General features: G+C 53.9%; 23 protein-coding genes, 1 tRNA gene and 1 other RNA gene. 15 read left to right on the top strand and 10 right to left on the bottom strand.

Going from position 1 to position 26,688, the window contains the following annotated elements; all coding sequences use genetic code 11:
• Positions 1-60: 60 nt before the first annotated feature.
• The 3 genes from QYE77_RS12810 to QYE77_RS12800 are packed head-to-tail and all read left to right on the top strand — an operon-like array spanning position 61 to position 3,116.
• Positions 61-1,569, top strand: a complete 1,509-nt coding sequence (locus QYE77_RS12810; protein WP_315625829.1) for a glycosyltransferase — start codon at positions 61-63, stop codon at positions 1,567-1,569.
• Between the two features lie 28 nt (positions 1,570-1,597).
• A complete protein-coding gene (gene tpiA / locus QYE77_RS12805) occupies positions 1,598-2,356 on the top strand; it encodes a triose-phosphate isomerase (RefSeq protein ID WP_315625827.1) in 759 nt (252 codons plus the stop codon).
• A 7-nt stretch (positions 2,357-2,363) separates the two neighbouring features.
• The gene (locus QYE77_RS12800; protein WP_315625826.1) at positions 2,364-3,116 is read left to right on the top strand and encodes a hypothetical protein; all 753 of its coding nucleotides are present in this window, start codon (positions 2,364-2,366) and stop codon (positions 3,114-3,116) included.
• 32 nt (positions 3,117-3,148) lie between these two features.
• Here QYE77_RS12800 and upp read toward each other — a convergent pair whose 3' ends face one another.
• Positions 3,149-3,775 carry a uracil phosphoribosyltransferase gene (gene upp / locus QYE77_RS12795; RefSeq protein ID WP_315625825.1) on the bottom strand — a complete coding sequence of 209 codons (627 nt, stop codon included), beginning with the start codon at positions 3,773-3,775 and terminating at the stop codon, positions 3,149-3,151.
• Between the two features lie 78 nt (positions 3,776-3,853).
• Between upp and ruvB the strand changes: the two genes are divergently transcribed.
• Both ruvB and queA read left to right on the top strand, forming a co-directional pair.
• On the top strand, positions 3,854-4,906 hold the full coding sequence (ruvB, locus tag QYE77_RS12790; protein WP_315625824.1) for a Holliday junction branch migration DNA helicase RuvB: 1,053 nt from the start codon (positions 3,854-3,856) through the stop codon (positions 4,904-4,906).
• 26 nt (positions 4,907-4,932) lie between these two features.
• Positions 4,933-5,967 (top strand): tRNA preQ1(34) S-adenosylmethionine ribosyltransferase-isomerase QueA, encoded by a 1,035-nt coding sequence (gene queA, locus QYE77_RS12785; protein ID WP_315625823.1) that lies wholly within the window; start codon positions 4,933-4,935, stop codon positions 5,965-5,967.
• Positions 5,968-5,969: 2 nt separating this feature from the next.
• Here the strand turns inward: queA and QYE77_RS12780 are convergent, their stop codons facing one another.
• A complete protein-coding gene (locus QYE77_RS12780) occupies positions 5,970-6,326 on the bottom strand; it encodes a hypothetical protein (protein ID WP_315625822.1) in 357 nt (118 codons plus the stop codon).
• 18 nt (positions 6,327-6,344) lie between these two features.
• Positions 6,345-7,604 carry a cation:proton antiporter gene (locus QYE77_RS12775; protein ID WP_315625821.1) on the bottom strand — a complete coding sequence of 420 codons (1,260 nt, stop codon included), beginning with the start codon at positions 7,602-7,604 and terminating at the stop codon, positions 6,345-6,347.
• Between the two features lie 110 nt (positions 7,605-7,714).
• Between QYE77_RS12775 and QYE77_RS12770 the strand changes: the two genes are divergently transcribed.
• Both QYE77_RS12770 and mce read left to right on the top strand, forming a co-directional pair.
• Complete coding sequence (locus tag QYE77_RS12770) at positions 7,715-9,370, top strand: acyl-CoA mutase large subunit family protein (RefSeq protein WP_315625820.1); 1,656 nt, start codon at positions 7,715-7,717, stop codon at positions 9,368-9,370.
• A 19-nt stretch (positions 9,371-9,389) separates the two neighbouring features.
• Positions 9,390-9,797: a methylmalonyl-CoA epimerase gene (mce, locus tag QYE77_RS12765; RefSeq protein WP_315625819.1), complete on the top strand. Its 408-nt coding sequence runs from the start codon at positions 9,390-9,392 to the stop codon at positions 9,795-9,797.
• An 11-nt stretch (positions 9,798-9,808) separates the two neighbouring features.
• Here the strand turns inward: mce and QYE77_RS12760 are convergent, their stop codons facing one another.
• Together QYE77_RS12760 and QYE77_RS12755 are read right to left on the bottom strand one after the other, a co-directional pair.
• On the bottom strand, positions 9,809-11,128 hold the full coding sequence (locus tag QYE77_RS12760; RefSeq protein WP_315625818.1) for a DUF1015 domain-containing protein: 1,320 nt from the start codon (positions 11,126-11,128) through the stop codon (positions 9,809-9,811).
• Between the two features lie 150 nt (positions 11,129-11,278).
• On the bottom strand, positions 11,279-12,136 hold the full coding sequence (locus tag QYE77_RS12755) for a DegV family protein (RefSeq protein ID WP_315625817.1): 858 nt from the start codon (positions 12,134-12,136) through the stop codon (positions 11,279-11,281).
• Positions 12,137-12,300: 164 nt separating this feature from the next.
• Between QYE77_RS12755 and rnpB the strand changes: the two genes are divergently transcribed.
• An RNA gene (gene rnpB / locus QYE77_RS12750) (RNase P RNA component class A) lies at positions 12,301-12,720 on the top strand.
• A gap of 42 nt (positions 12,721-12,762) precedes the next feature.
• Entirely contained in the window at positions 12,763-13,098 is a 336-nt protein-coding gene (locus tag QYE77_RS12745) for a DUF4190 domain-containing protein (protein ID WP_315625816.1), read from the top strand.
• A gap of 18 nt (positions 13,099-13,116) precedes the next feature.
• On the opposite strand, the gene QYE77_RS12740 is transcribed toward QYE77_RS12745, so the two are convergent.
• Complete coding sequence (locus QYE77_RS12740; protein ID WP_315625815.1) at positions 13,117-14,355, bottom strand: CAP domain-containing protein; 1,239 nt, start codon at positions 14,353-14,355, stop codon at positions 13,117-13,119.
• Positions 14,356-14,484: 129 nt separating this feature from the next.
• Here QYE77_RS12740 and QYE77_RS12735 point away from each other — a divergent pair.
• The 3 genes from QYE77_RS12735 to polX all read left to right on the top strand — a co-directional run bounded on the left by QYE77_RS12735 (position 14,485) and on the right by polX (position 17,590).
• Positions 14,485-14,578, top strand: a tRNA-Sec gene (locus tag QYE77_RS12735).
• A gap of 57 nt (positions 14,579-14,635) precedes the next feature.
• Positions 14,636-15,856: a site-2 protease family protein gene (locus QYE77_RS12730; protein WP_315625814.1), complete on the top strand. Its 1,221-nt coding sequence runs from the start codon at positions 14,636-14,638 to the stop codon at positions 15,854-15,856.
• 12 nt (positions 15,857-15,868) lie between these two features.
• On the top strand, positions 15,869-17,590 hold the full coding sequence (gene polX / locus QYE77_RS12725; protein WP_315625813.1) for a DNA polymerase/3'-5' exonuclease PolX: 1,722 nt from the start codon (positions 15,869-15,871) through the stop codon (positions 17,588-17,590).
• Positions 17,591-17,592: 2 nt separating this feature from the next.
• On the opposite strand, the gene QYE77_RS12720 is transcribed toward polX, so the two are convergent.
• From QYE77_RS12720 to QYE77_RS12710, 3 genes are all read right to left on the bottom strand, one after another.
• Complete coding sequence (locus QYE77_RS12720; protein ID WP_315625812.1) at positions 17,593-19,818, bottom strand: hypothetical protein; 2,226 nt, start codon at positions 19,816-19,818, stop codon at positions 17,593-17,595.
• 66 nt (positions 19,819-19,884) lie between these two features.
• Entirely contained in the window at positions 19,885-20,835 is a 951-nt protein-coding gene (locus QYE77_RS12715) for a DUF1028 domain-containing protein (protein WP_315625811.1), read from the bottom strand.
• On the bottom strand, positions 20,832-21,815 hold the full coding sequence (locus tag QYE77_RS12710) for a DUF368 domain-containing protein (protein ID WP_315625810.1): 984 nt from the start codon (positions 21,813-21,815) through the stop codon (positions 20,832-20,834). The genes QYE77_RS12715 and QYE77_RS12710 overlap by 4 nt, the downstream gene beginning before the upstream one ends.
• 349 nt (positions 21,816-22,164) lie before the next feature.
• Between QYE77_RS12710 and QYE77_RS12705 the strand changes: the two genes are divergently transcribed.
• Positions 22,165-23,982 carry an aldehyde ferredoxin oxidoreductase family protein gene (locus QYE77_RS12705; protein WP_315625809.1) on the top strand — a complete coding sequence of 606 codons (1,818 nt, stop codon included), beginning with the start codon at positions 22,165-22,167 and terminating at the stop codon, positions 23,980-23,982.
• Between the two features lie 70 nt (positions 23,983-24,052).
• Here the strand turns inward: QYE77_RS12705 and QYE77_RS12700 are convergent, their stop codons facing one another.
• Entirely contained in the window at positions 24,053-24,331 is a 279-nt protein-coding gene (locus QYE77_RS12700) for a ubiquitin-like small modifier protein 1 (RefSeq protein ID WP_315625807.1), read from the bottom strand.
• 158 nt (positions 24,332-24,489) lie between these two features.
• Between QYE77_RS12700 and QYE77_RS12695 the strand changes: the two genes are divergently transcribed.
• A complete protein-coding gene (locus QYE77_RS12695; RefSeq protein WP_315625806.1) occupies positions 24,490-25,197 on the top strand; it encodes a response regulator transcription factor in 708 nt (235 codons plus the stop codon).
• A 17-nt stretch (positions 25,198-25,214) separates the two neighbouring features.
• The gene (locus tag QYE77_RS12690; protein WP_315625805.1) at positions 25,215-26,684 is read left to right on the top strand and encodes an MFS transporter; all 1,470 of its coding nucleotides are present in this window, start codon (positions 25,215-25,217) and stop codon (positions 26,682-26,684) included.
• Positions 26,685-26,688 lie beyond the last annotated feature (4 nt).

The raw sequence follows: 26,688 nt of genomic DNA, 5'->3' as shown, positions 1-26,688 counted from the left end.
TTAACATAACAGTGGTAGAATTAGCGCTTGCAAAGCCCCTGCTACAATGGGGAGGACGCTATGACGAACGTCATTACCTGGGAAGCGTTACTTACCCTGCTCAAAGTGCTTTACGCCTTGTGTATGTTGGCAGTGGTGATCCCCGGGCTTAATAGCCTGTTTCTCGCCTACACATATCTCCGAAATCGCCAACGTCTCCCCCGATTCTCCGATTTTTCACCTCCCCTGTCATGGCCGCGAGTCACCATACAACTTCCGATCTACAATGAAGGACAACTGGTTACCCGCTTATTACGTGCCATTATTCGCCTGGACTACCCCCGTGATCGCCTGGAAATCCAGGTTCTGGATGATTCTACCGATGAAACCAGCAAACTCGCCCGTGCACTGGTCGAACGTTATCAACGCGAAGGCTTTCAAATCATCTACCGCCATCGCACCAATCGCCAGGGTTACAAAGCCGGCAACCTGGCCTCAGGCCTCTCAATCGCACGGGGCGAGTTAATCGCCATCTTCGACGCCGATTTTCTCCCCCCACGTGATTGGCTGAAACGGGTTGTACCAGCATTTCAAAACCCGCAAGTGGGTTTCGTACAGACTCGTTGGGTTCACTACAACGCGCACGCCAACCTCCTCACCCGCCTGGTTAATTTAGCCATGGATGGTCATGCCATTGTGGAACAGGGTGGTCGTGCTGCGGGGGGATTCTTTATCGGGTTTGACGGCTCAGGTGGCATTTGGCGCCGAGAGTGCATCGAGGCCGCCGGTGGTTGGCAATGGGATACCCTAACCGAAGATCTCGACCTGGCGTACCGTGCTCAACTTTTGGGATGGAAAGGACTTTACCTGACTGACGTTACCGTCTTGGCAGAGTTGCCCGAAACCTTAGCCGCCCTCCGACGGCAACAATATCGCTGGGCTAAAGGTAGCCTCCAAACCTTGCGTAAACTCGGGGCACGGCTTTGGCGTGCCCCACTACCCTGGAAGGTGCGTCTGGAGGGCTTGCTCCACCTCGCCATGTACGTTCCTTTCCCCTTTGCGGTTTTGGCATTTCTATTGATCCTACCGCTAGGCTTATGGGCACCCTCGTATTTCAACCTCTTCCTCTGGAGTGTTTTGGGGGGTGTGGGGCTAGCTGCAGAATACCTTACTGCTCAAACAGAAATTAATCCTCGTTGGACATCGCGGCTTAAGTTACTACCCGGAATGGCCTTGCTTGGGATCGGCATCAGCCTGACCTGCGCTTTTGGTGCCCTTGATGGCTGGCTCCACAATGGCGGCGTATTTGAGCGCACACCGAAAAGTGCGACTTCGAAATCAAAGATAATGGCCAACACCCCAAGAACTATCTATAATTATCTTGAATGGGGTGAAGGGCTATTGAGCCTTTATCTTTTGCTCTCGGCGTTATTGTTGGCAAGCCACGCGCAAGCCAGTATGCTGCCATGGCTCTTTATCAGTTTCACCGGTTTCTTTCTAATGTCCCAGGGCGCTTTCTTAGAGGAACCATTAACCAGTTCATCCCCCCTCTCTACCACCAATCGCCACCTTTCATCATTGACCAAATAAAATTCAATCCCCTTCAGGAGAGACCACCATGCGTAAACCTTTCGTTGCCGGAAATTGGAAGATGAATAAAACGGTTGAACAGGCCCGCGTCCTGGTTTCAGAAATGCTGCCAGGGCTGCAAGCTGTGAAAGCGGTAGAACGGGTGCTATGCCCGCCCTTTACCAGCCTGATGGCGATAGCGGCTATGTTGAGCGGCACCGATATCGGCTTGGGTGCACAAAACATGCACTGGGAAACCGCCGGTGCATTCACCGGCGAGATCGCACCTGCTATGGTCAAAGAGTTTTGCCAATATGTTATCCTCGGCCACTCAGAGCGACGCACCTACTTTGGTGAAACCGATGAAACGGTTAATCGCAAGGTACGTGCCGCGTTGGCCCACGGGCTCACCCCCATCGTCTGCATCGGCGAAACACTGGCCGAAAACGAGGCCGGCCGTACAGCCGAAGTCGTCTCCCGCCAAATTGAACAGGGACTGAAAGACCTGACGCCCGAACAAGCCAGCGGATTGGTCATTGCCTATGAACCGGTTTGGGCTATCGGCACTGGGCGCGCCGCCAGCGGTGAAGACGCAAACCGCGTGGTGGGAGATGTCATCCGCCCCACTCTGGCCAAGATGTTCGGGAACACCGTTGCCGAGGGAGTGCGCGTGCTTTATGGCGGATCGGTAACTGCCGCTAACGCCGCCGAGTTCTTCACTCAACCCCAGATTGACGGGGCATTAGTTGGCGGTGCCAGCCTAAAAGCCGCAGAGTTCGTAAAAATCGTCGAAGCCGCGGCCAAGTGAGAGCGGTTTGGCGTTTGAAGGCCTAATTGCATTTGGTCTAACTCTGCTTTCCTTCCTCGTGATTCAGCGCTGGCTGCATCACGAATTGCAGATGTTTTTCTATCTCCTAACCCGACGCTCCAACCTAGCGGTGATACTGTTTTCCATTCTCCTCTTACCAGGAGTGGTGTTGCACGAATTTAGCCACGTTCTGTTCGCCAAGTTGCTGCGCGTTCCGTTGCGGGGCTTCTCGCTTCTCCCCCGGATGTTGCCCAACGGTCAACTGCAATTGGGGAGCGTGCAGACATCTAAAACTGATTTCCTCCGTGATGCCCTGATTGGGGTAGCCCCTTTTTTCATTGGCACGCTGGTGGTTTCCCACCTCGGTTCAAACTACTTAGGCCTCAAAACTTTGCTTCCATTTTTGCTTCAGGCTAACTGGCAAGGCCTCCTGCCCCAGGCACTCGTCCTAACCCAACAACCCGATTTCTGGCTCTGGTTCTATCTCACGTTTACCATTAGCAGTACCATGATCCCCTCCGCGGCTGACCGCCGCGCCTGGTGGGCTGTGGCCGTAGCCTTGGGTATTTTTTCCGTGGTAGCCTTTTTAGCCGGGATCGGGCAATGGTTAGCCCTTACCCTGTGGCCTTTGCTTAACCGGGCTCTCTTGACATTAGGATTAATTTTGGGGATGGCTTTAACTATCCATTTGGTTTTAGCCATCCCCATTTGGGGCATTAACCGATTATTGTTCCGCGCGCAACGCGCTCTCGCCCCCTGAACCACGCGTATTTGCAAAAGATCGTGTTGGGCTCAACCCGTGCCGAACTGACGATCTCCGGCGTCCCCCAGCCCGGGCACAATATAGCCTTGATTATTCAGGCGCTCGTCAATGGCCGCCAGGTAGATCGCCACATCCGGATGATGAATCTCTAGTCGCTGAATGCCCTCGGGCGATCCGATCAGCCCCACGAACTTGATGCGTTTTACACCCCACTGCTTAAGTATGTCCACGGCTGCAATAGCCGACCCACCTGTGGCCAGCATCGGATCCAAGATCAAACACACGCTGACTCGAGGCTCGGTCGGGAGTTTGTTGTAGTATTGCACTGGCTTAAGCGTCTTTTCATCCCGATAGATGCCCAAGTGCCAGACCTCTGCCGAGGGCATGAGTTCCCACACCCCTTCAACCATGCCCAAGCCGGCGCGCAGAATGGGCACCAGCCCGATTTTTTCCACTAACTCAGCCCCTTGGGCAATTCCCATGGGAGTCTGCACCGTCACCGGGCGCGTCGCCAGGTCCGCAGTCGCCTCATAGGCCAATAGCGCACTTAACTCACGGACTAATTCGCGGAATCGCTTGGGTTCGGTCTCCACCGAGCGCAATTTGGCTAACTTATGAGCCACGAGGGGATGTTTTGAGACATGGACGAGCGACATATGCGACGGGCTCCTTTGCTCAAATTTCGCTTATTATAATTCAATCCCCAGGCAGAAAGCAGTTATAATCAAACCGATATGAACGACTCCAAGCAGCGCCTCGTACAACCCGAAAGCCGGCCAGACGACCGACTTGATCAGGCTCTGCGCCCGCGCCGCCTGGCTGACATTATTGGGCAAGATAGCCTAAAGGAAAATCTCTCCATCCTAATAGCCGCGGCCCGCCAGCGCGGGGAACCTCTGGAACATGTCCTCTTCTACGGCCCGCCAGGGCTGGGTAAAACCACCCTCTCCCATGTTCTGGCCAATGAAATGGGCGTTGAAATCAAGGTGACCGCAGGCCCGGCCATCGAACGAGCCGGAGACTTGGCTGCAATTTTAACCAACCTTCGCGCTGGTGACATCCTCTTTATTGATGAGATCCATCGCCTGGGCAAAGCCATCGAAGAGATTCTCTACCCGGCCATGGAAGATTTTGCGCTCGACATTGTCATCGGAAAAGGACCGGCAGCGCGTTCGATCCGCCTTAAACTCCCCCGCTTTACCCTGATCGGCGCCACTACTCGCTTGGCTCTGGTCAGTGCACCGCTGCGGGCACGTTTTGGCGCCGTCTATCGCCTGGATTATTACAGTCGCGAGGCGATCGAGCAAATTCTGAGCCGCGCCACGCTACTCCTCGGCGTTCATGCCGATGCGGAAGGGATTGCGGAGATTGCCCGCCGTTCACGAGGCACTCCCCGCGTGGCTCTGCGTCTCCTACGTCGCGTGCGCGATTACGCTCAAGTCCGCGGAGCCGGTCAAATCACAGCCGAAATTGCCCGCGAGGCATTAAACCTTCTCAACGTGGACCCTCTTGGATTGGACGACGTAGATCAACGTGTCTTGCGCACCGTCATTGAGAAGTACAACGGCGGCCCGGTAGGACTCAATACCATTGCCGCCTCCATCGGCGAAGAACCCGATACCATTATGGACGTGGTTGAGCCCTACTTGCTCCAACTGGGCTTTCTGGATCGTACCCCGCAAGGCCGCGTTGCCACCCCTTTAGCCTATGCCCACTTGGGCCTCCCATATACCAAAAATAACCAACAGCCGTCTCTTTTTTCGCGAAATGATGACGAACTAAAATAAAGGTTTCGGTGGATCTTCATTCTTTTATGTCTAGCGCATCTTATAAGACTTCCGATTTCGATTATGAACTTCCACCCGACCGCATCGCCCAAACCCCGGTCGAGCCGCGCCATAATGCACGCTTGCTGGTCATGTGGCGGGATCGTCCTGACCTTGAGCATACCATTTTCTGGGAGATTGGACGCTATCTTAACCCCGGCGACTTGTTGGTGGTCAATGAGACCCGCGTCATCCCGGCACGTCTATGGGCGCGCAAACCCTCCGGCGGACGGGTGGAGTTGCTTTTGCTTAAAAAAATCGCCGACCACACCTGGGAAAGTTTGGTGGGTGGCAAACGGGTCCGACCTCCAATGCGCCTTCAAGTCGAAGGTGGACCTCCTGCCGAAGTCGTCGCCGAGTTGGGAGGTTCGCGTCGCCTGATCCGATTCACCGAGCCCATAGAACCTTACTTGCCTCAGGTTGGGCAGATGCCCCTCCCCCCCTATATCCACGAACCATTGCGCGACCCCGAACGGTACCAAACCGTCTTCGCCCGTGAACCGGGATCGGCTGCTGCCCCAACCGCTGGCTTACACTTCACCCCCGAACTTATCGAACGCCTTAAGGCCCAGGGGCTCAGCTTCGCCGGCTTGGTGCTCCATATTGGCCTGGACACCTTCGCCCCAGTAACCGAGGAAGACCCAACTCAGCATCGCATCCATACCGAATGGTGCGAACTTCCTCCCGAAACAGCAGAGCGTATCAATGCCACGAAAAGGGCAGGAAAGCGCGTGGTCGCCGTTGGTACCACCAGTGTGCGAACTCTGGAAACGGCTGCCCGCGTTGCCGCCCCTGGAGAATGGGTTGCACCATTTGTTGGACCGACCGATCTTTATATACTACCCGGCTTTGAATTTCGTGTGGTGGATGCTTTGGTGACCAACTTTCATCTCCCTCGTTCTACTTTGCTGATGTTGGTCAGCGCTTTCGCCGGACGCGAACGCATCCTTGAAGCATACCGTGAAGCCATTCGTCTCAATTATCGTTTCTACTCGTTTGGCGATGCGATGCTAATTCTCTGATCTCAGAATTGCTTTTTCAGCCCATATGCCCGCGCCAAAGGAATTACCGCCATAACGCCAGTATTAGGTTGATTAAGGCTACCCACCACCCGCTCCGTGGCTTTGAGTAGACGTTCTACGGTGGCTTCATCTTCAACAATGGAAAACAAGGTACGATTGGTATTTTCGATATGCTCGCGAAAATTTTCTAAAGAGGGAAACAGCGGAAAATCCTCACGCCACGCCCCACCGCTTTCGCGGAATCGCACCAAACCTTTGCTCAAGAGAATCGTCACCCCACTCACCCCCACACCTTCCCACGCATCAAGTAGGGCATCCAAATTTTCAGGATCATTGAGGACGAACAAAACTAGAAACATAAACGTCAATCACCTCATTCAAGATTTGGACTCAAAAGGTTCCACCGAGGCTTCGGGGGTGGACACCGCTTCGATCATCTCGGCTCTGTCCTTTTTTTCCTGATGAGCAAATGTAGCTCGTAATAAGGGGGGTGTGACCAGGGTAGTTACCAGCACCATCGCCACAATAGCCGGAAAGACCTGCGGTGAAAGCCAGCCGTTATCCAGCCCAACTGTCGCCACAATCAATCCTACCTCCCCGCGTGAGACCATCCCTATTCCTAATTGTAGCGCTTCCAACCAGGAGTAACCCGAAGCCCGCGCCCCCAATCCTGCACCCAGGATCTTCCCAATGATGGCAACCAGAATCACCCCCAACATGATCCAAAAGGTATCGAGTCGAATTAGGTGGAGATCAACCGCGAGACCGACATTGACAAAAAACATTGGGATAAAGAAACCGTACCCCAGGGCACGCAAGCCACTTTCAATCTGTCCTTTTTCTGGCGTGCGCGCAAACATCAAGCCAGCCAGAAACGTGCCAGTAATGGCAGCCATACCTCCAAGTACCTCGGCCGCTAAGCCATAAAGCAGCATGATGACGATAGCAAAACTTAAAGCGGCCTGACTGACCGGTAGCCGGACTACGCGTTGGCTGAGCCGTGGAAGAATCCACAACCCGAACCCCATCGAAAGTGCTAGGAAAATCGCCATCCGTAACACAACCGGCAGAACGGTTGTCGGTGTTAATCCACCATCGCCGAGAGCCAGAAAGATTGATAGGAATAAGATAACCAAAATATCATCGAAAACGGCTGCCCCCAGCAATCCTAGTCCAACCCGGGTGCGTAAGACATTCAGTTCCATTAAAGTTTGAGCCGAGATACTAACGCTGGTTGCTCCCAGGGTTAGGCCTAAAAAGAGCGCGCTATCTAAGGGCATGTGAGCCAATAGCCCCACCCCTGTCCCTAACGCTACCGGGACAATAACACCCAGGGAGCCACTTAACAGCGAAACGCGCGTATTACGCACAAAATCGCGAATGTGGAGTTCCATCCCCGCCAGGAACATCAGGATGAGAACTCCCAACTCGCCAATTTCATACACAAACTCCCCCAAATGGGCATCAGTAAAAATGTGCAGATGGACCAGGTCAATCAGCGAAGGACCAAGCAGTAACCCAACCAGTAACTCCCCGAGAACCGAGGGCTGTCCCAGGCGTGTGCTTATATAACCCGCGGCTTTTGCCGCAAATAAAATAATGGCAGAAATAAAGACAAATTGTAAAAACGGTGTCATGGCAGCTATGCTCTCAGGAAGTTTGTCCAAAGTTTACCATGAAATTGTTATCTTTTCTGAGACGAGGGATACGATATACTAAACAATGCAGGCTAGCAAGGAGATGATCTATGAGCGACCTTGAGAAGGAAAAACAACGTTGGGAAACCCAAACGTTACGCCCCTTAATTGAAAAATATCCCGAGCGCAAACCCGAATTCTTTACCTCATCCCAAATTCCGCTTCCGCGGGTAGCCCTTCCATCAAAACACTTCGATTACATGGAAAAACTGGGCTTTCCGGGTGAATATCCTTTTACCCGCGGCGTCCAACCCACCATGTACCGAGGTCGCCTGTGGACCATGCGGCAATATGCCGGCTATGCCACCGCGGAGGAATCTAATCAGCGCTATCGTTATTTACTCGCTCAGGGCCAAACCGGCCTTTCGGTCGCTTTCGACTTACCCACTCAAATTGGTTACGACGCCGATGACCCCATGGCAACCGGTGAAGTGGGAAAAGTAGGGGTGTCGGTATCATCCCTGCGAGATATGGAAATCCTGTTTAAGGACATTCCTCTGGACAAAGTTTCCACCAGCATGACCATCAACGCTCCAGCGGCCATACTGCTGGCGATGTATATTGCGGTGGCTAAGCGGCAAGGTGTAGATCCTAAGTGGTTGCGCGGCACCATTCAAAACGACATCCTCAAGGAGTATGTAGCCCGGGGTACTTATATCTTCCCGCCTGGACCTTCCATGCGTTTGATCACCGATGTCTTTAAGTACTGTGCCAAACATGTGCCACGCTGGAACACCATTAGTATCTCCGGTTATCACATCCGGGAAGCTGGCGCCAACGCCGTTCAAGAGGTAGCCTTCACCCTGGCCAATGCCATCGCTTACGTGCAGGCTGCGATTGACTCTGGCCTCCAAGTGGATGAGTTTGCCGCCCAACTTTCTTTCTTCTTCGCTGCCCATAATCAATTCCTGGAAGAGGTCGCCAAATTCCGTGCTGCTCGCCGTCTATGGGCCCAAATTATGCGGGATCGCTTTAAGGCTCAGGATCCTAAATCCTGGATGCTGCGCTTCCACACCCAGACGGCTGGCTCTACCCTGACAGCGCAACAACCAGAAAACAACATCGTTCGTGTGACCATTCAGGCGCTGGCGGCGGTGCTTGGGGGAACCCAATCGTTACACACCAATTCCATGGATGAAGCGCTCTGGTTGCCAACTGAAAAATCGGTTCGAATAGCCCTGCGTACCCAACAGATTATTGGATACGAATCCGGGGTAGCAGATACCGTGGATCCGCTCGCCGGTTCTTACGTGATTGAATACCTGACTGATGAAATTAGCCAGCGCGCTATGGAGTACATTCACAAAATTGATGCCATGGGGGGTGCCCTAGCCGCCATCGAAAACGGATACATGCAGCAGGAAATCCAGGAATCAGCCTATCGCTATCAACAGGCCGTTGAAAGCAAAGAACAAATCATCGTGGGTGTCAATGCCTTTCAAATTGAAGAGCAGTTGGATCTGGAGCGCCTGAAAGTAGATCCGGCCATTGAGGCTGCCCAGCGGGCACGGTTGGCCGAGCTGCGCGCCCAACGGGATAACGCCAAGGTTGGCGAACTGCTCACCCGCCTTGAACAGGCAGCCCGCGGGAGTGAAAACCTGATGCCGCTTTTTATCGAATGCGTAGAGAACGACATAACTCTGGGAGAAATTTGCCGCGTTTTGCGTCAGGTATGGGGTGAGTATCAACCCCCCACCTGGATCTGATCCGGAACGAGGTAATACTATGGCCAAAATCACAAAAATCAACCACATTGCTATTGCCGTGCCCGACGTTGACGCGGCACTTGCCTTCTGGCAGGATGCTTTAGGTCTAACGGTAGATCATATTGAGGATGTACCCAGTCAACAGGCCACGGTGGTGTTTATCCCAGTGGGTGACAGCGAAGTTGAACTGGTCAAACCGACCAGCGGGGACACCGGGGTCGCGCGCTTTATTGCCGAACGCGGGGGTGGTATGCACCATCTCTGCTTTGAGGTAGACAACATCGAAGAGATGCTCGCGCAATTAAAAGAAAAGGGGATTCGATTGATCAACGAATCCCCTCTCGAATTGCCGGGCCGTAAAATGGCGTTTATCCACCCCAAAAGCACCGGCGGTGTGTTGGTCGAACTCTACCAAATCACCCGCTAGTGCGCTTTAACTCAAGCAATGCGACGCGCTTCCATATAAAAGCGCTTCTCAATGGCTTCGCCCATCGAGAAAGTCTTTCGCGGTAGGACGCCATCCAGGATCACGGTGCGGAACAATTCAGTCTTGGGCATAGCCGGCAAATAAAAGCCGTAATTTCCCTGCTGGCGTCCTAAGGTGGCCACCACCTCGCGACCGTGAATATAGTCAATCTTAGCGCCACTCGCTTGCTTGAGCCAGGCATCCAGAAAAGTTTGCAGGGTCCCCACCGGCAGATTTGAGTCAGGCTGATGAACCTGCGCCAACCAGTACCCCTGCGGCGAGATCACACCAAAACAATGTTCGTTTTGAGTCGGTGGACAATGAACGCGATCAACCATCTCCTCTTCACTGACACAAGGTTGGAGGGTCAAGCGCTCCCCAAACCATGCTTTTAGGTCTGTTAGCATATCACGTTGGGCGTTGAAGACCACACGGTGAATCGGCTCAAATTCCAGACCTTCGTCATAGAGATTTTCAATCTCAACCAGCGCATATCGCGCAGGATGGTCAGGGCTAACCTGGGCCTTGATCTTTTCCCACACCGATTTCGCCGTCGCGAGAGAGTGGTTGCCATCACCAACAGCAAAGAGTAGCACGCCCTTGTCATGATTGACGCCGTATTTGGTATAAAAAACCTCAGGTGAAGCCAAGCGCTCCAGCGCCCGTACCACCTGTTGCTCCAAAGACGGGTCATCCACCCAACGCCCCCGTAAGTGACCACTTCCAAGCATCAAATCAAAATCGTAGAGTAAAGGTAAGCGCTCAGATTGTTCTGCTACCGGTTCGATCACCGTACGTTCCGGGTCGTCTATCAACACTAAGATATGCGGAAGTTCTAGCAAGGCACCCTCACGAATGCGCATGCGGGGTGGAATTCGCTCCAGAATGGTCCCTTCGGTGGCTCGAATGAGTGATTGCGCACCCGGAGTGAACTCGTACTTCTCGAGGTCCAGAGCCATGATTAAGCCACGCCGTGTCTTCTCACCGACGGTTCGTTCCACATAAATTAAGCCGGTATATGCTTCAAATAAATTAGCCTCAAGATAGCGCCGCATGGTTTCCTGAGCACTCTGAATACGCCGGGTTTCTTCCGGTGTTCCGAGGTAAACCTCCGGCAAGATCAAATGAAACGTTGAAGGGGCATCACCGACCAGAGCAGCCACCTTTTCCCAATAGTCCGGTTGCGAGGTGAATTGATCACAGGCAATGACCGCCCATTTTTGGAGATCAATTCCCGGCCTGGGAAGAAGAACATCTGCAACCTGAACACCAATTTGAGGATAGTTTCGCATCGCAAACCTCGCGCAGTGAGATGATGAAACAGGCAATGTAATTCTATCAAACTTTACCTCTTGCCAGCAAATTTATACCCGGCCGCCCTCAATCAAAAAAGGCCGCACCGAGTAGGTGCAGCCCTGTTCAATAACCTTTTTCTTGGGTTCTTACATACCCGCCATGTAGGCAATGCCTACGGTGCCCGGGCCGGTATGGGTGCCGATTACCGGGCTGACCTCCGCTAGCACCAATTCCACCAGCCGCTCTTGGGGATAACGCTGGCGCACCCGCTCCATCAGATCTTCGGCTTCTTGTGGTGCATTGGCGTGCAAGCAAGCAAAGCGCAGCGGTGACTGACCACCAACCCGCTCATCCAAAAGGTCTAGCAAACGATCAATGGCCTTGCGTTGAGTGCGAACCCGTTCAACCGCCTCCACTCGCCCATCACGCAGTTCCAGCAAGGGTTTGAGATTGAGCGCTGTTCCCAAGAAGGCGGCTGCTCCACCAATACGCCCTCCACGATGGAGAAACTCCAGGGTGCTGACCACAAACACCGCGCCAGTGTGATTTACCGCCTGGTGCGCCAATGCTTTACACTCCTCAAAGGACGCACCCTGAGCCGCCGCACGGGCTACACTGAGCACGTGATATCCCAATGCCATAGCCGTAACTTTTGAATCCACCAATTCAATCCGTTCACCTTTGAGCATCTCACGGGCTTGCGTCGCCGAATCCAATGTTCCCGATAACTTGGCCGAAATATGAATGCTCACAATATCATAGCCTTCTTCGAGCAGGGTTGCATACACCTGGCGAAAGGCCTCCGGTGAAGGTTGTGAGGTTGTTGGCATAACCTTGGCGGTCTTCAGCCGGGTATAGAACTCCAGGGGTTGAATATCTACGCCGTCGCGGTAAGTTTCTTCGCCCCAAACCACCTGCAAAGGGACCACATAAATGGGCAATCCCTTACTCAACGCCTTGGGGATGTAAGCCGTGCTGTCAGTAACCACGGCAACCTTGGACATAGAACGCTCCTCCTTTGACTAATCCAGTGTTATCCGTTCTGGCATAGTTTAACACGGTTGGAGCAAAAAAGTTGCAGGATATCGAATGTCTTGAAGATGGAAAAAAGCAGTCAAGCCACCCGGTTGACACTTGGCTCGATTTTGTATTACTATAAGTAATGCTCCAGGTCGGTCGGATGATCGCGGCCTCGCCAGGCGCGAGGCTGAGGAAAGTCCGCACTCCACAGAGCACGGTGCCGGGTAACACCCGGGGCGGGGTAACCCGCCGGACAGGGCCACAGAAACAGGTAGCCCTCGTGCTTTCGGGCACGGGTGGTGATAGTGAAAAGGTGGTGTAAGAGACCACCAGCACCGGTAGTAATACCGGTGGCTAGGTAACCCCCACCGGGAGCAAGGCCAAGCAGGGGCAAAGTCCGCATCTGCGGACGGGAAGTTGCTCGCTTCCCTTGAGCCCCGGGTAGGCCGCTAGAGCGGGTCGGTAACGGCTCGCCCAGAGAGATGATCATCCCGGCCGGTGCCGTCTCTGGTACGACCAGAGATACCCACCGGACGGACAGAATGCGGCTTACAGACCGACCTGGGGTGTCTTTTTTTCATCTCTCGTCCTTTTCAAGGAGGTATACTCGATGACGTACGAACCAACCGCTTCGCCCCCTTCTGCTGCTCCGCCACCCACCACCCCAAATCGCCCGGGACTGGCTATTGCCTCCCTGGTGCTCGGCCTGATCACACTTATCGCCTGGTGTCTGCCGATTTGTGGCGCCCCGCTGGCAATTGCCGGGATCATCACAGGTATTTTAGGCTTAAGCAGCACCAACCGCGGTATGGCCATCGCCGGCCTGATCATCGCCAGCCTGGGATTGATCCTCTCAATTGTCAATTCCGTAGTGGGGATGCTGTTCGCGCCCCAATTCAGCCAGATGTTTGAAGAAATCCTGCGCGAACTTCCGGTGCAACCCTAATCTTTTTCCACGGTTTTGCTAGCGCGACACAGCGGGTAGGAAAACAGCATAGGGTAAGTCTTCCACCACCGTCAGTGTCACGGCAACATCAAAGGGCGAACCACGAACATTTTCCCCTCCCTCCACCGCCACTCGAATCACATCGGAATAGGTGCTGGGCGAAGTGGGGATATTAGACCCTTCGAGATTGATGAGCACAGAATTGCTTGGGGTTGTGCCATTTGTCGGTGTGATTCGAATCCAATCTGGTGCAGAGAGGATCCGCCAGGATATAACCTGGTCATTCCCGCTGTTCGTTATTTGAAGGGTGGCTTGTGCAGGAAAGGCCTGACTTTTCGCTCGGTTGAACAGAAAAGATAATCGTGATGGTTGCACCGAAAGAACAGGCCCGCCTGTGCTCAGTTCAATTGAATCACAAGCCGTGTAAATTTGAGCGTCCTTTTTCAACTCGGCACAGACCGTGTGGATTCCCTGGGTCCATTTCAAGCGCCACGACACTGTAGGCGAAAAGGGCTGCCATTCGCCCCACGGATCATCATCATTACGCAAGCGCATTTGTGTCCATACACCCATCCCGTAAATGTAAAGTTCCACGTTCGGATCTGAGGTTTGAGCATATTCGCGATTAATGACTAGGGGGTAAATTCCATCGCGCCGCCCAAAATCCTGCACCCAGTAACGAAAGTATGAGCCACTTCCCTCGTCATAGCCCACTCCGATTTCCCAATAACTTTGAGATTCAATATTCGCGCGATGACCATCAGAGCTCAGCCACCCTTGCATGACACTATCAGGGGACGCATACCCCGCAGCAATATTCTCGCCCAGGTTTCGCCAATTCTTGTAAAAAGCCGTGATCCGCGTGTTCCACTCGCAAACCGGAGTATTTCCATTGCGATCAAACGAGTTATGGTCAAAATAATCATCCTGGCGCATATCGCGGGCATGGTAGCGAGCCGCGTTGTCCAGTTCCGCCACGCGCTTAAGCGGAGGCAAGCCTTTTGAAGCCCGATAATCGTTGACCAGTTCAACAACGCGCTGTTCGAAATCAGCCCGAACCGGGCTGATGGTTTCACTACCAGTAGCACACCCTGTAAACAGAACCTCGAAATCCCCAGACTCTAACGAAACCGATGAGCCAACGGTTGGGAAAGGCTCTTGAGCCAAGGCGGCCCCAGTGGAAGCGAAGAACAACACCAGGCTCAAAAGTGCAAGGAACATCCGCTCTAATCGGGAACCCATAAGTCCTTTTTTCATCCTACCTGTTCCTCATAATAATAGATTTGCCCTTAGGCATTGCTTTACAATTCCTTTGCAATTCCTCAACTCTGTCTGTCATTGGGCAAATTGTTGACGAATTATAAGGGCTGAATTATCCTTAGGTGTGGGGATGGGAGAGCTCCGGTGAGCTCCCCGGTCTTCAAAACCGGTGACGGGTCGCGTGGCGAGCCGTGGTGGGTTCGACTCCCATTCATCCCCGCCTGAATGCCATCCAGGCATTACGCCTTTGCATTGCAAATGAGATCAGGTGATGATTATGGATTTTTCTTTTGACCTCCAACGTCAGGACCTCATTGAGACCTATATCCGCCGCATCTTTTACATTGAGGACGTCACGCTAGGGAGTGAACGCACTCCTTACCTGATACGTTACCGCGGGCGATTGATTGCCCCCGATTCGGCCAGTGCTTATGATACCTTGAACACTCAACTCAAGCCCCTTGGCTTGACGCCGCTCTTCCGCAGCGAAGAAGGTCGTCATACGATTTACATCATCCGTGGTTTGCCTTCGGCGCGACCTTCCAACCCCACGATTAATCTGATTTTCTTCATCCTGACTTTGCTCAGCGTTTGGTTTACCGGGGGTGTTCTGAGTAGCGAGGGAGAACTTACCGGCTCGGCATCACAGATCATCCTACAACTTCTCAAAAATGGATGGTCATTTGCGCTCAGCATGATGGCCATTCTGGCTGCGCATGAGTTTGGGCACTACTTGATGGGACGCCATCATGGCGTACATGTCACCTTACCCTATTTTCTACCCTTACCTTTTCCCATCAGTCCATTCGGGACCATGGGCGCCTTTATCAACATGAAAGAAGTGCCCAAGAACCGGCGCATTCTGATGGACATCGGCATTGCAGGCCCGCTTAGCGGTTTGATCGTGGCCATTCCGGTCCTGCTCATCGGCTTGTCCCTCTCCCGACTAGAGCCCCTACCGGCCTTTCCCCAACCCGGCGCGTTGGGACAGGCACAACTTGAGGGCAACTCGATTCTTTACCTTTTGCTTAAGTTCGTGGTCTTCGGCCGCTTGTTACCTGAACCGGCCACCTACCAGGGTTTGCCACCTTTGCTTTACTGGCTTCGCTACATTTTCACCGGACAACCCTTGCCGTATGGCGGTGTGGATGTGATCTTGCATCCGGTGGCATGGGCCGGCTGGGGTGGCTTGTTGATCACGGCCTTAAACCTAATCCCGGCCGGGCAACTGGATGGTGGGCACATCCTTTACACCCTATTCGGGCGCAAGCGTGCCCAGGCGCTCTTTCCGGTCATTTTGGCTGTGCTCATCCTGATGGGTTTTATCTGGAGTGGTTGGTGGCTGTGGGCACTGCTGATCTTCTTCTTCGGTCGCACCTATGCCGAACCTTTGGATCAGATCACCGAATTGGATGGGCGGCGACGCCTGATCGGTGCAGTCATGTTGATCATCTTTGTGCTGATCTTCACCCCCGTCCCGCTGGTTTTAATGCCATGAGACGATAATCCTATGACCAATGAAGAATTGGCAGCCGTTTTTGAACACATAGCTAACCTCTTAGAAATCAAGGGTGAAAATGTCTACCGCGTGCTATCCTATCGGCGCGTGGCCGAATCACTGCGCACGCTAGGGCAAGACGTCCATGTCTTAAGAGCGCAGGGACGATTGCAAGAGATACCTGGTGTGGGCAAAGCCATTGCGGAGAAAATTGAAGAATTGCTGGACACTGGAGAACTGGGTTTCTTGAAGCGTCTCGAAGCCGAGGTGCCCCCTTCGCTCATTGATTTGCTCCAAATTCCCGATGTGGGCCCTAAACGCGCCGCTTTGTTTTGGAAACAAGCCGGTATTACCACGCTCGAAGCCTTGGAAGAAGCTGCTCGCGCCGGACGCTTACGCCACTTACCTGGCATGGGGGAAAAGAGTGAGGCCCGCATCCTGGAAGGCATTGAGGCACTGCGCCGCCGTTCTCACCGCCTGCCGTTAGGGGTAGCCCGCCCCATGGCCTTGCGTTGGTTGGATTGGCTGCGCCAACAGCCAGGTGTCGTGCGGGCCGAATTGGCTGGAAGTCTGCGCCGTTGGCGTTCAACGGTGGGCGACCTTGACCTGGTAGCCGCCTCTCATCAACCCAAAGCCCTGATGGATGCATTTGTGCTCCATCCTGAAGTTTACCGTATCATTGCCCAAGGCGAAAACAAGGCTAGCATTGAAACCAGAAACGGCACTCGCCTGCAATTATGGTGTCAGCCCCCGGAGAAGTTTGGCAGCCTCTGGCAATACGCCACTGGCTCCAAAGATCATAACGTTCGCCTGCGCGGGCTGGCCCAGAAACGCGGTCTTTCCCTTTCCGAACACGGGCTCAGCGATGAAGATGGGCATGAGATACACTTTACTACCGAGGAAGACCTGTACCATGCATTAGGGTTGCCCTGGATCCCACCTGAATTACGAGAGGATCGCGGGGAGATTGAAGCGGCGCTCAATGGCACATTACCTCCCATGCTGCAACGAGAAGACCTTAAGGCCGAATTACACACCCATTCCAACTGGAGCGACGGTGCCGCAACCCTGGATGAGATGGTCTCGGCGGCTTACCAGCGCGGGTTGCGGGTAATTGCCATTACGGATCATTCGGCGGGACTGGGCATTGCTAATGGCCTCACCCCCGAACGCCTACGTGAGCAACGCGCTGAGATTGAAACCCTACACCAGCGCTGGGGGGATAAAATTGTCATACTTCAAGGGGCTGAAGTTGAAATACGCGCGGATGGTCATCTGGATTACCCCGATGAGGTGTTGGCGGAATTAGATATCGTCATCGCCTCGCTTCATGTCAGTTTACGGCAACCGCGGGCAGAAGTTACACAGCGCCTGCTCAATGCCATTCGCAACCCCCAGGTAGATATTATTGGTCATCCCAGTGGACGCCTACTCCCGAACCGCGAGGGGGCCGACCTGGATTGGGAAATGGTATTAACTACCGCCCAACAATATGGAGTTGCCCTGGAAATCAACGCTAATCCAGCCCGGCTGGATTTGGACGATGTTTACGCCCGCCGCGCAGCCGAGATGGGCATCCCGCTGGCCCTTAACACTGATTCCCATACCCCTACGGATTTTGATTTGATCGAGTATGGTATTGGCATCGCACGACGCGCCTGGGTCGAGCCGTCTCAAATCATCAACACCTGGTCCCCCGAACGCTTACTGGCCTGGCTACGCGCCCGCGGTTAACCTCAGGGCAACCTGGCGCTATAAAGCATATTGCCAAATGCCATAACGATATTACGCCCGGGCGTAACCGTGAAAGCCGTAGCTGCTTGTTGCGGCAAACGTTCGCCATCAACCAGCGAGGGACGAAATTGTTGTTGCACACTAAGCATCAGGCTGACGTAATAAACCGATTGTCCAGAGGATTCCAAAAGATAGATAGCCGGATCGGGTGGTGGTGTTAACACCCAATCGGAAAACGTTACGTCCAAGCGTGGCACTTCCTGGACTTGCCCATCCTGGGAAAGACGGAAGGGGAAAGGATCCTGGCATTCGACACTACTGACCCCACTACAGCGGCTGACGTGACCATCATCATAGAGGATAAAAATGTCTTCCTGGAACGCCACCAAGGACTTGGCATTACTTAGAGGAATGACCTGTGAGCCAAAAAGCGGTTTAGGCCGATCCACAAAATCCCATTGACTGCCCCGGTATTCGTATAAGCCGTTCTGCATGGCATCCATAACTACCAGATTGCCCTGACGCACAGTAATGCTTTTGACGACGCCCCACCCCTGATCAGGGGGCTGCAGTGCCACCGCATCTAAGACAGGCTCACCGCCCTTAAAGCCGCAATAAACCAAGTTTCCATTAGCATCAATGGCCATCACTTGGGCGCCGTGGAGATTGGACACCGGCAAGGCCATCATATCTACAAACGGCCCCACGATCAATGAACCAATCTGTCCGGGACGGCAGGTAAATTGGGAATCAAGTGCATAACCACTTTCCGTAGCCACCAGGCGCAGAATACTTCCCTGATTGCGATCCAGCACGTAGAGATCCTCGCTTTGGGTTGCCACAATTTTACCGATCTGGAAGTTTCCTCCAATCCCTCCCGGCAATAAGGCCTGAAAGACCAACCGCTGAATCCCGGCGAGGGCATCCAAGTTTTGGTAGATGGTCATGCGCAGAGACTTTGAATCTGTGGTCTGGCCATATTGCTCCGCCTTATCCACCCAGGTTAGGGCGGCTTCCAGGTTGACACGTTTCAGCGCTGGATCAGACTGCCCCAGTGCCTGGCTAACCACCTGCTGTGCTTGCTGAAGGTAAAGGCGATGCTGCTCCATGCGCCCTTGTTGCCAATACACAATCACGGCTATTGTTACCACCATCAGCGGGATTGCCACAGCCAGGAAGGCTAACGTTCCGGGAGAAATACGGAACGGCGTGCTTTCAGTCGGAAGCACGCGCGAAAACACATTATCTATCCCTCGTTTCAAGGGTACAGCAACCCGCTTCCATCCCTGCCATAGTTTCCAAAGAACACCCGCCAGCGCATGCCCCCACCCTGCCGGTGACCCAACTTTGGAATGTGTGGCTGATGTCGTTTGAGCACGCGGCGGAAGTGTGGCAGTAGTAGTTTCATGTCGGCCTGCCATAGAGGGTGTCGGCGCCGCTCTAGATACAGCGGGTGAGGTACGAGTTGCAGGGCGAGAAGACCCAACGATATCCCCCCCAAGTAAGCGCGCTTCTCCCGGTTGAAACGAAGGCGCAGGCCCGGGCTCTGCTTCGCGGACGGGAGCGGGAGGTGAGGTTTCCAAAGACATATCGGAAAGGACAGGTTGGCTTTCGGCCAGGCGAATTTGTCCACTGCCTGCTTTAACCTCAACCCAAACACCCTCAGCCGCCTCTAAATTAACCCCCTTGAATAAACCCTGGCCTTCGGATGACAATGGCATCAAAGTTAACCATCCCCCTGCACCGGGTTGTGCCGCCCAAAGATAGAAACGCATCCCCCACGTCTGACCAATCCCCAGTCCGCGTCCGGCTTGTTCGGGTAATAACGCATCTCGCATCTCTTGACCCGCAAAGAGATAAGCATGCACCGGGCCACTTAACGCCAAGTAAGCCTGCTTTCCCCGCAAAACAATCGCCGCACCTAGGAAAGGTGAAGAGGTTTTCTGAGCCTGATTGAAAGTGAGGGCTTGCCGGTTGAGATATTCAAACGCTTGGCGTAATGCCAAGCTCACCGACCCACGGGTGCGGTAATAGTGAAGGGCTGCTTGCGCTAACCAGCCCTTGAGGGGGTTCTCATCTGCGACTTTGCTTGCGGATGCCCATAATGCCAGCCAAATCTGCTCATGTTCCCGTCCACGGGCAAGGCGCCGCGGCGGCACGGCAAGATAGTGAACAAGCCGCACGCGCTCATCAGATCGCGAACTGGGTTTTAGGATCAGATCCACCACTCAAAACACCTCTTCCAGATCAGTTCATGGCATCGTATGCAATTTACGTGCCAGGTCCGACATGGCTCAAGCATCCCGTTGCGCTAAAATGGCCTGTAACATGGCCTCATCTTGACGTAGTAGACCCGCTGCCGGCAGCCGCGTCAGCAACTCCGCCCAATCGGAGTTACGAGCAAACACCTGTTTAAAAATGGGAAGCGCCTCATCCAGCCGTCCCAGCTCCGCCAGGGTTACGGCATGCCAAAATGGCAATTCGTCAATCTCGGGCGCCATGAGAGCCGCTTGGCGATAAGCCTCCAAAGCCGCCTCTACCCTGCCCTCAGCCAGATGGGCATCTCCCGCATTCATTTGTTGATACGCGCGGTGTAATGTGACCAATCGGCGCAACTCTGCAATGGGCTGAGGGTGATCCTCTACACGCAAATCCATCACCACGCCTTCCCAAGGTTGGGTTGTTCGCTCTCCTTTGACGATCAAAATACAGGCAGATTGCTGTCCGCGAATGTCACCCCCGACAGCCTGTGCGGCCTCCAACGCCGCCAAAAGACGCTCAGCCAAATCGCCGCGTTTTTCCTGGTAAGCCTGGGCCATCGCCGGCCATACTCGCGCATCTTTCATCATATTGGCTTGCGCCGAAAAGCCATCCCCCTGATAATGCCCGGCGGCCTCGATACACCGCGCGCCGGTATGCACCGCAACCCGCCCCTGAGCATCCACCATCGCGACCTGGCGCACCTCGCGCCCCTCATCCATTTGCAAAAGGGCTTGCAATGCTACCGGTGCCGAAAGACCAGATCGCATAAGCGCCAGGCCGCGTGGGCCATAACTGATCTCCACCATGGACTGCGTGGCTACAACCCCAACCCCGGCTTCGCCCCAAGCCACAATGGAGCCCACCGAAAACCAGTGTGACTGAACTGCCACGCCCATCCAACCCGTCTGAGGATCACGGGCAACGATGGAGAACGTATGCGCCAACGGAAAGCGCAGACTTGATGTGAAGGGTTTTATCATCATTCACCTCCCATAAGGATGACACCAGAGGTAGAAGAACGGGCACCGGATCGCCCACGCGCCAAGCGTTCCAACCACCACACCACAACAAACCCCACTCCCATCAAGCCAAATAAGCCCCAGGTTTCTATTTCTGCGAATGACGGCCAGGTATTATTGACCATCTCGACAAACGCCATCGTTTCTTCCCGTACCTCTTCCCATACTTTCCACGGCCACAAACGGCGCAAGGATCCAGCCATCAGTCCACAGAGAAAGGCCAACGTAGCATCGTGGTAACGCCGCAATAACCGCGTTAGCAGACGTGCCATTAGGCTCAACCCCAAGACCGCTCCCAACCCGAATACCGCCAAAGGAACGACCTGAAAATTGGTTACAGCAGTGAGGACATCTTGATACTTCCCCAATAAAACCAGCACCAACGCTCCAGAGACCCCCGGTAAGATCATCGCGCAAATGGCTGCAAACCCGCTTAGGAAGAATGCCCACAGCGCCCTTGGCGTTGAAAGCGCCATTGCACCGGCCAGGGCAAAGGCTACCACACCTCCTACCAGAAACAGGCCTGCATAGTGAAGTTTCCAGCGCTGAACGCGACGGCTGACGAGAACGGTGGAAGCCAACACAAAACCAAAAAATAACGCCCAAACCACCTGCGGATAATGGATCAACGCCCATTCCAACGTATGGGCAAGAGTAAAGGCACCCCCTAAAATCCCCAGGGCCACAGCCAACAAAAACCGCCAAGGAGTCTGCGACCACAAATACCCCCATTCTCGCGGTCTGACCAATTGCTGAATCACCTTCAAGTCTGCCATTGAACGAATTGACTGGATCAATTCCTCGTATAGTCCGAGCAATAACGCCACCGTTCCCCCCGAAACGCCCGGCACAGCATCCACGGTACCAATCAGAAAGCCTTGGGCCACCAAATTTAGGTAATCGCGCCATGAGCGTAATGAAGGATGTGAAGGCCTAGGAGACATCAGAACCCCTTGTTTGGAAGATATACGAGAACATTGTTCTTGATTTTACCATTAGTACTGACCGACTCACTCGGCCCCTGAACCTACATCTGGGAGGAAGAATTGACAAATGTCACTTGAATCGCCGTAAACAATCTACTAGACTTATAAACAGGAGAACTTTCCTGCTCAATCGCGCATTTCGCTTTCGCTCCCGCCGGTTCCACCATAACGGAAAATAACGTTCAGCCGTTCCATCGTGGCCTCTTCCCAGCCTTGTTTAGAAGGAAAGGAGGTGAGAGAGAGTATTCTGCATTTGACTAAAAGGCGGTTATCTTTGAATCCAGGTTTTGCCAATTAGGAGGGGAGTATGGCACTCGGAGGTTATGCCAATCGAATTGCCCATGTGGATCTAAGCACAGGCCAAGTAACCTATGAGCCCATCCGTGAAGATTGGGCCCTGAAATACATCGGCGGGCGCGGTTTAGGGGACAAATATGTCTTTGAGAACGGCTATCAGGTTGATCCCCTATCGCCCGAAAATATTTTATGTTTCATGACCGGCCCACTCACCGGCACCGAGGTCACCATGAGTGGCCGCATGGCGATTTGCACGAAATCACCCTTAACCGGCACCATTACCGACAGCCATCACGGCGGCTGGTCCGGTGCACGTCTCAAGTGGGCAGGGCTAGATGGGATCATCGTCAAGGGTAAAGCGGCCAAACCCGTTTATCTCTATGTTGAAGATGGCAAGGTTGAGATCCATGATGCCTCCGAAATGTGGGGTAAGACCGTTCATGAGACCATTAAAGCCCTGCAAGAGAAGTATGGCGAGAAAGACCTGAGCGTGCTGGCCATCGGCCCGGCGGGTGAGCGTTTAGTCAAATTTGCGAACTGGATCAATGAAGATGACCGTGCCAGCGGTCGCGGTGGTACCGGCTGTGTGGGCGGGAGCAAATTACTTAAGGCCATTGTGATCAAGGCCGAGAAGAAGATGCCCAAGGCAATGGATCGCGAACTTTGGAAAACCGCGCACCAGCAGGCCCTGGCAAAAATCATGGATCCGGCTAACGTCACCAGCCCACGCAAGGGTGGCCTCTCGGTTTATGGCACCAACGTCCTGATGAACATCACCAGCACCATGGGCGCCTTACCTGCACGCAACGCCCAACGCGCCTCGTTTGTGCCCAGATCCGAGAAAATCAGTGGTGAGTGGGTCAAAGAGCACATTCTGGTAGATGATCCCACCTGCCACGCCTGCCCAGTGGCTTGCAAGAAAGAAGTAGAGATCAAAGAAGGTCCCTTCGCTGGCTTGCGCATGGAGTCATTAGAGTATGAGCCGGCTTGGTCCCTTGGCGCCATGTGCGATAATGACGATGCTGCCGCCATCGCCAAGATGATTGACCTTTCCAACGACTATGGCTACGACGCGATCGAAATTGGTGATGTGCTGGCCATGTATATGGAAGCCACCCAGCGCGGCTATGTCAACGGAAGCGGTGGCCTGCAATGGGGCGATGTGTTTGGCATGATCGAGGTCATGCGCAAGATTGCCTATCGCGAAGGCATAGGCGACATCCTGGCTGAGGGCACCGAAAAAGCGGCGAAACAATTTGGTCACCCTGAAATTGCTATGACGGTCAAGGGCATGGGCATCCCGGCCTATGACCCACGTGGTCTGAAGGGAATGGGGTTGGGTTATGCAACCAGCAACCGCGGCGCCTGCCACCTGCGTGGCTATAGCCCTGCCTCCGAACTGGGTCTGATCCCGCTCAAGACCGATCCGCTAGCCTGGGAGGGCAAAGGCAAATTGCTCAAACTGCTCCAGGACCTGCACGCCTTCTCGGATAGCCTGGATCTATGCAAATTCAGCGCCTTCGCCGAGGCAGCCGAGGACTACGCCGCCCAATTCTCAGCTGTCGTGGGCGTTCCCTTTACTGCCGATGATGTCCTGAAGACTGGTGAGCGCATTTACAACCTGGAACGCTACTACAACAACCTGTGCGGCTTCCGCGAGGGAAGCGACACGTTGCCTAAGCGCTTCCTTGAAGAACCATCCCAAGAGCAGGGCTCATTTGGCCACGTCTGTGAATTAGACAAGATGCTCGAGGAATACTACCGCGAGCGCGGCTGGGTCAACGGCGTGGTGCCGGAGAGCAAACTCAAAGAACTGGAGATTATCTAGTCCCCCGTTTTTCCCTTTTCCTGGCGAGAGCGTATGGTCAGTCATACGCTCTCGCCCCATTTTGTTAATCCTACCCACCACCTACAGGCGGGAAAATATCCACGCGATCCTCGGGTTTTAGCGGAGTCTGCAGTCCTTCGGGCAGATAATGCACATCCCGGCCATTGACAAAGCAGTGAACATAGGGAAAGAGGTTACCCTGTTCATCTACCATTTGCGCGCGTAAGTCCGGAAAGCGCTCAAACAAGTGCTCCAACACCTTTTGAATGGTGACCCCATCGTCCAGTGGCACCTCTACCGTCTTTCCTCCCACAATTGGGCGGAAGGTCGCATAAAAATGAACTACCATCCCTTTCTCCCTCCATACTTTAATCCTCTCATTTGATTTTATCAATTTTCCACCGCGTTATTCAACCACCATTTTTGGGGTCTTGTGCTTGCAATTTTCGACCGCCCAACCTACAATAAGCGAAGAAAGAGCAACCTGTTCATAAAAAAGGGTTTTGTATGGTTTTCAAAGCCACACCTTCCACCTTAAAAATCCTGATCATTGATGATGATCGAGATACCTGTGATTTGGTGCGTAGCGTGTTGGAAAAGGAAAATTATCAAGTCTTGACGACTACGCAACCCCAATCAGCACTGCGCCTGTTGCAGCACGAAGCTGTGGATATCGTCATTCTGGATATTATGATGCCAGATTTAGACGGTCTGAGCTTGCTCGAAGCATTACGGCAGGAAACGGGGGCCCCCATCCTGATGTTGACAGCGCTTTCCGACCCCCGCATCATGCAGCAGTGTTATCACCTGGGCGCAAGCGATTATCTGGTTAAACCCTTTGCAATGTCTCAATTAAAAGAAAGGGTGCGGCGCCTGGCGGAGAAGGTTCCCCCTCGCATGGTACCCGACACCTCCTGGAAAGCCAATTTTCGGCTGGATCCACAACAAAATCTGCTCCTATATAAAGATATGCCCGTTCTCCTCAGCCCAACGGAAACTCGACTGTTCCAGTTTTTGATGGACAACGCCTTTCACGAAGTCACCTGGGACACCCTCTATCATGCCGGATGGGGGAATGAAATTCTGCCCGAAGCAACCGCCCGGGCCCTGGTCGAGAATACAATACGCAGTCTTCAGTATAAATTACAGTCCGACTCTGGCGAAACGCCCATTATTCAGAGTACAATGGGGGGGTATATCTTCCTACCTGAATAAAGGACAACATCCTCGTTATGGCCTCTTCACGTCCTACATCACAACACTGGCTGACGCTTCTAGGGGTCGGCAGCGGGGTCCTAATGGCCACGCTCGACTCTAGTATTGTCAACATCTCCCTCCCCACCCTGGTCGAAAACCTCCACACCGATTTTGCGACCGTGGAGTGGGTCGTTTTAGCCTATGTACTGGTGCTGACCGCCCTAATGCTGGGCGCTGCCCGGTTGGGTGATCTTTACAACAAGAAGCGTCTTTACCAGATCGGGTTAATCATTTTCACCCTGGGTTCTTTGCTGTGTGGCCTGGCGCCCACGATCACAGCCTTGATCATCTTCCGTGCCATTCAAGGCATCGGCGCTGCGTTTACCCAGGCCCTCGGCACCGCCATTGTCACTGAAGTCTTTCCTCCCGAATCGCGCGGACGCGCCCTGGGCACCATCGGGAGCATCGTTTCCATTGGCATTGCCGCCGGTCCACCGCTGGGTGGAATGATCATCGCTTGGGCAGGGTGGCACTGGGTGTTCCTGGTCAACCTGCCAATTGGTATCATTGCCTCGTTCATTGTGCATCGGGTTGTACCCGACCTGCGCCCCGAAAAACGCGAGGGTGGCTTTGATATGCTGGGAGCCGCGATTCTGTTCATGACCATGGGATGCTATGCCCTGGGTATGACCATGGGGCAAGACTTGGGATTCGATACCCAATGGCCAAGAATTCTCCTCGGGATCGCACTTGTCGGGTTAATTGCCTTTGTCATTGTTGAGCGCCGTCAACCATACCCCATGGTGGATCTGACCCTATTTCGCAACACACTCTTCTCGATCAACCTGTTAATGGCGTTCCTGGTTTTCATTGTCATGGCCGGGATGTTTCTAATGCCGTTTTTCTTAGAACTGGTGCAGGGTTACCCAGCACAACTGGTAGGGCTGTTGATGATGGCGCATCCGGTAGTGATGGGTATAGTCGCCCCCCTGGCCGGCGCCCTTTCCGATCGCTATGGGTCACGCGGGATTAGCCTGATCGGGTTGATTGTGGTGATCCTCGGTTGCCTTTCTGTCGCTTCCATCCAGCCCGGGCTCAGCCCTCTGGGATTTGTCCTGCACTTGATCCCCTTTGGGATTGGGCTAGGCATGTTCCAATCGCCCAACAACAACGCCATTATGGGATCTGTGCCGCGCAACCGCCTTGGCATCGCCTCCGGACTCCTCGCGCTGATGCGAACGCTGGGTCAAACTTCAGGGCTTCCTCTAATGGGCACCTTGTTTGCCCTACAAGTGCGCGCAGCGGCAAACCTACCTCCCAATTTTGAGGTGACCCAAGCCGACCCTCAAGCCCTGCTTGCCGGCTTACGGGGCACTTATCAGATTGCGGCATTTGTCATCCTTGTTGCCACCTTACTGGCCGTGCTGGCACTATGGCTGGATACCCAGAGTCGCAAGCAAGCTGCTTACTCCGTTGTTAGCGGTGAGCAAAAAACGTATCACTAAGCAA

This window comes from Thermanaerothrix solaris, from assembly GCF_032334255.1.
Classification (GTDB): Bacteria; Chloroflexota; Anaerolineae; order Anaerolineales; family Anaerolineaceae; genus Thermanaerothrix; species Thermanaerothrix solaris.
The sequence above is the reverse complement of the archived record's forward strand: the minus strand, read 5'-3'. Positions and strand labels throughout refer to the sequence as shown.

Excerpts from the sequence above, each read along its gene's own strand:
- QYE77_RS12810 (WP_315625829.1), top strand. The coding sequence starts at position 61 with ATGACGAACGTCATTACCTGGGAAGCGTTACTTACCCTGCTCAAAGTG.
- tpiA (WP_315625827.1), top strand. The coding sequence starts at position 1,598 with ATGCGTAAACCTTTCGTTGCCGGAAATTGGAAGATGAATAAAACGGTT.
- upp (WP_315625825.1), bottom strand. The coding sequence starts at position 3,775 with ATGTCGCTCGTCCATGTCTCAAAACATCCCCTCGTGGCTCATAAGTTA.
- ruvB (WP_315625824.1), top strand. The coding sequence starts at position 3,854 with ATGAACGACTCCAAGCAGCGCCTCGTACAACCCGAAAGCCGGCCAGAC.
- queA (WP_315625823.1), top strand. The coding sequence starts at position 4,933 with ATGTCTAGCGCATCTTATAAGACTTCCGATTTCGATTATGAACTTCCA.
- QYE77_RS12780 (WP_315625822.1), bottom strand. The coding sequence starts at position 6,326 with ATGTTTCTAGTTTTGTTCGTCCTCAATGATCCTGAAAATTTGGATGCC.
- QYE77_RS12775 (WP_315625821.1), bottom strand. The coding sequence starts at position 7,604 with ATGACACCGTTTTTACAATTTGTCTTTATTTCTGCCATTATTTTATTT.
- QYE77_RS12770 (WP_315625820.1), top strand. The coding sequence starts at position 7,715 with ATGAGCGACCTTGAGAAGGAAAAACAACGTTGGGAAACCCAAACGTTA.
- mce (WP_315625819.1), top strand. The coding sequence starts at position 9,390 with ATGGCCAAAATCACAAAAATCAACCACATTGCTATTGCCGTGCCCGAC.
- QYE77_RS12760 (WP_315625818.1), bottom strand. The coding sequence starts at position 11,128 with ATGCGAAACTATCCTCAAATTGGTGTTCAGGTTGCAGATGTTCTTCTT.
- QYE77_RS12755 (WP_315625817.1), bottom strand. The coding sequence starts at position 12,136 with ATGTCCAAGGTTGCCGTGGTTACTGACAGCACGGCTTACATCCCCAAG.
- QYE77_RS12745 (WP_315625816.1), top strand. The coding sequence starts at position 12,763 with ATGACGTACGAACCAACCGCTTCGCCCCCTTCTGCTGCTCCGCCACCC.
- QYE77_RS12740 (WP_315625815.1), bottom strand. The coding sequence starts at position 14,355 with ATGAAAAAAGGACTTATGGGTTCCCGATTAGAGCGGATGTTCCTTGCA.
- QYE77_RS12730 (WP_315625814.1), top strand. The coding sequence starts at position 14,636 with ATGGATTTTTCTTTTGACCTCCAACGTCAGGACCTCATTGAGACCTAT.
- polX (WP_315625813.1), top strand. The coding sequence starts at position 15,869 with ATGACCAATGAAGAATTGGCAGCCGTTTTTGAACACATAGCTAACCTC.
- QYE77_RS12715 (WP_315625811.1), bottom strand. The coding sequence starts at position 20,835 with ATGATGATAAAACCCTTCACATCAAGTCTGCGCTTTCCGTTGGCGCAT.
- QYE77_RS12710 (WP_315625810.1), bottom strand. The coding sequence starts at position 21,815 with ATGTCTCCTAGGCCTTCACATCCTTCATTACGCTCATGGCGCGATTAC.
- QYE77_RS12705 (WP_315625809.1), top strand. The coding sequence starts at position 22,165 with ATGGCACTCGGAGGTTATGCCAATCGAATTGCCCATGTGGATCTAAGC.
- QYE77_RS12700 (WP_315625807.1), bottom strand. The coding sequence starts at position 24,331 with ATGGTAGTTCATTTTTATGCGACCTTCCGCCCAATTGTGGGAGGAAAG.
- QYE77_RS12695 (WP_315625806.1), top strand. The coding sequence starts at position 24,490 with ATGGTTTTCAAAGCCACACCTTCCACCTTAAAAATCCTGATCATTGAT.
- QYE77_RS12690 (WP_315625805.1), top strand. The coding sequence starts at position 25,215 with ATGGCCTCTTCACGTCCTACATCACAACACTGGCTGACGCTTCTAGGG.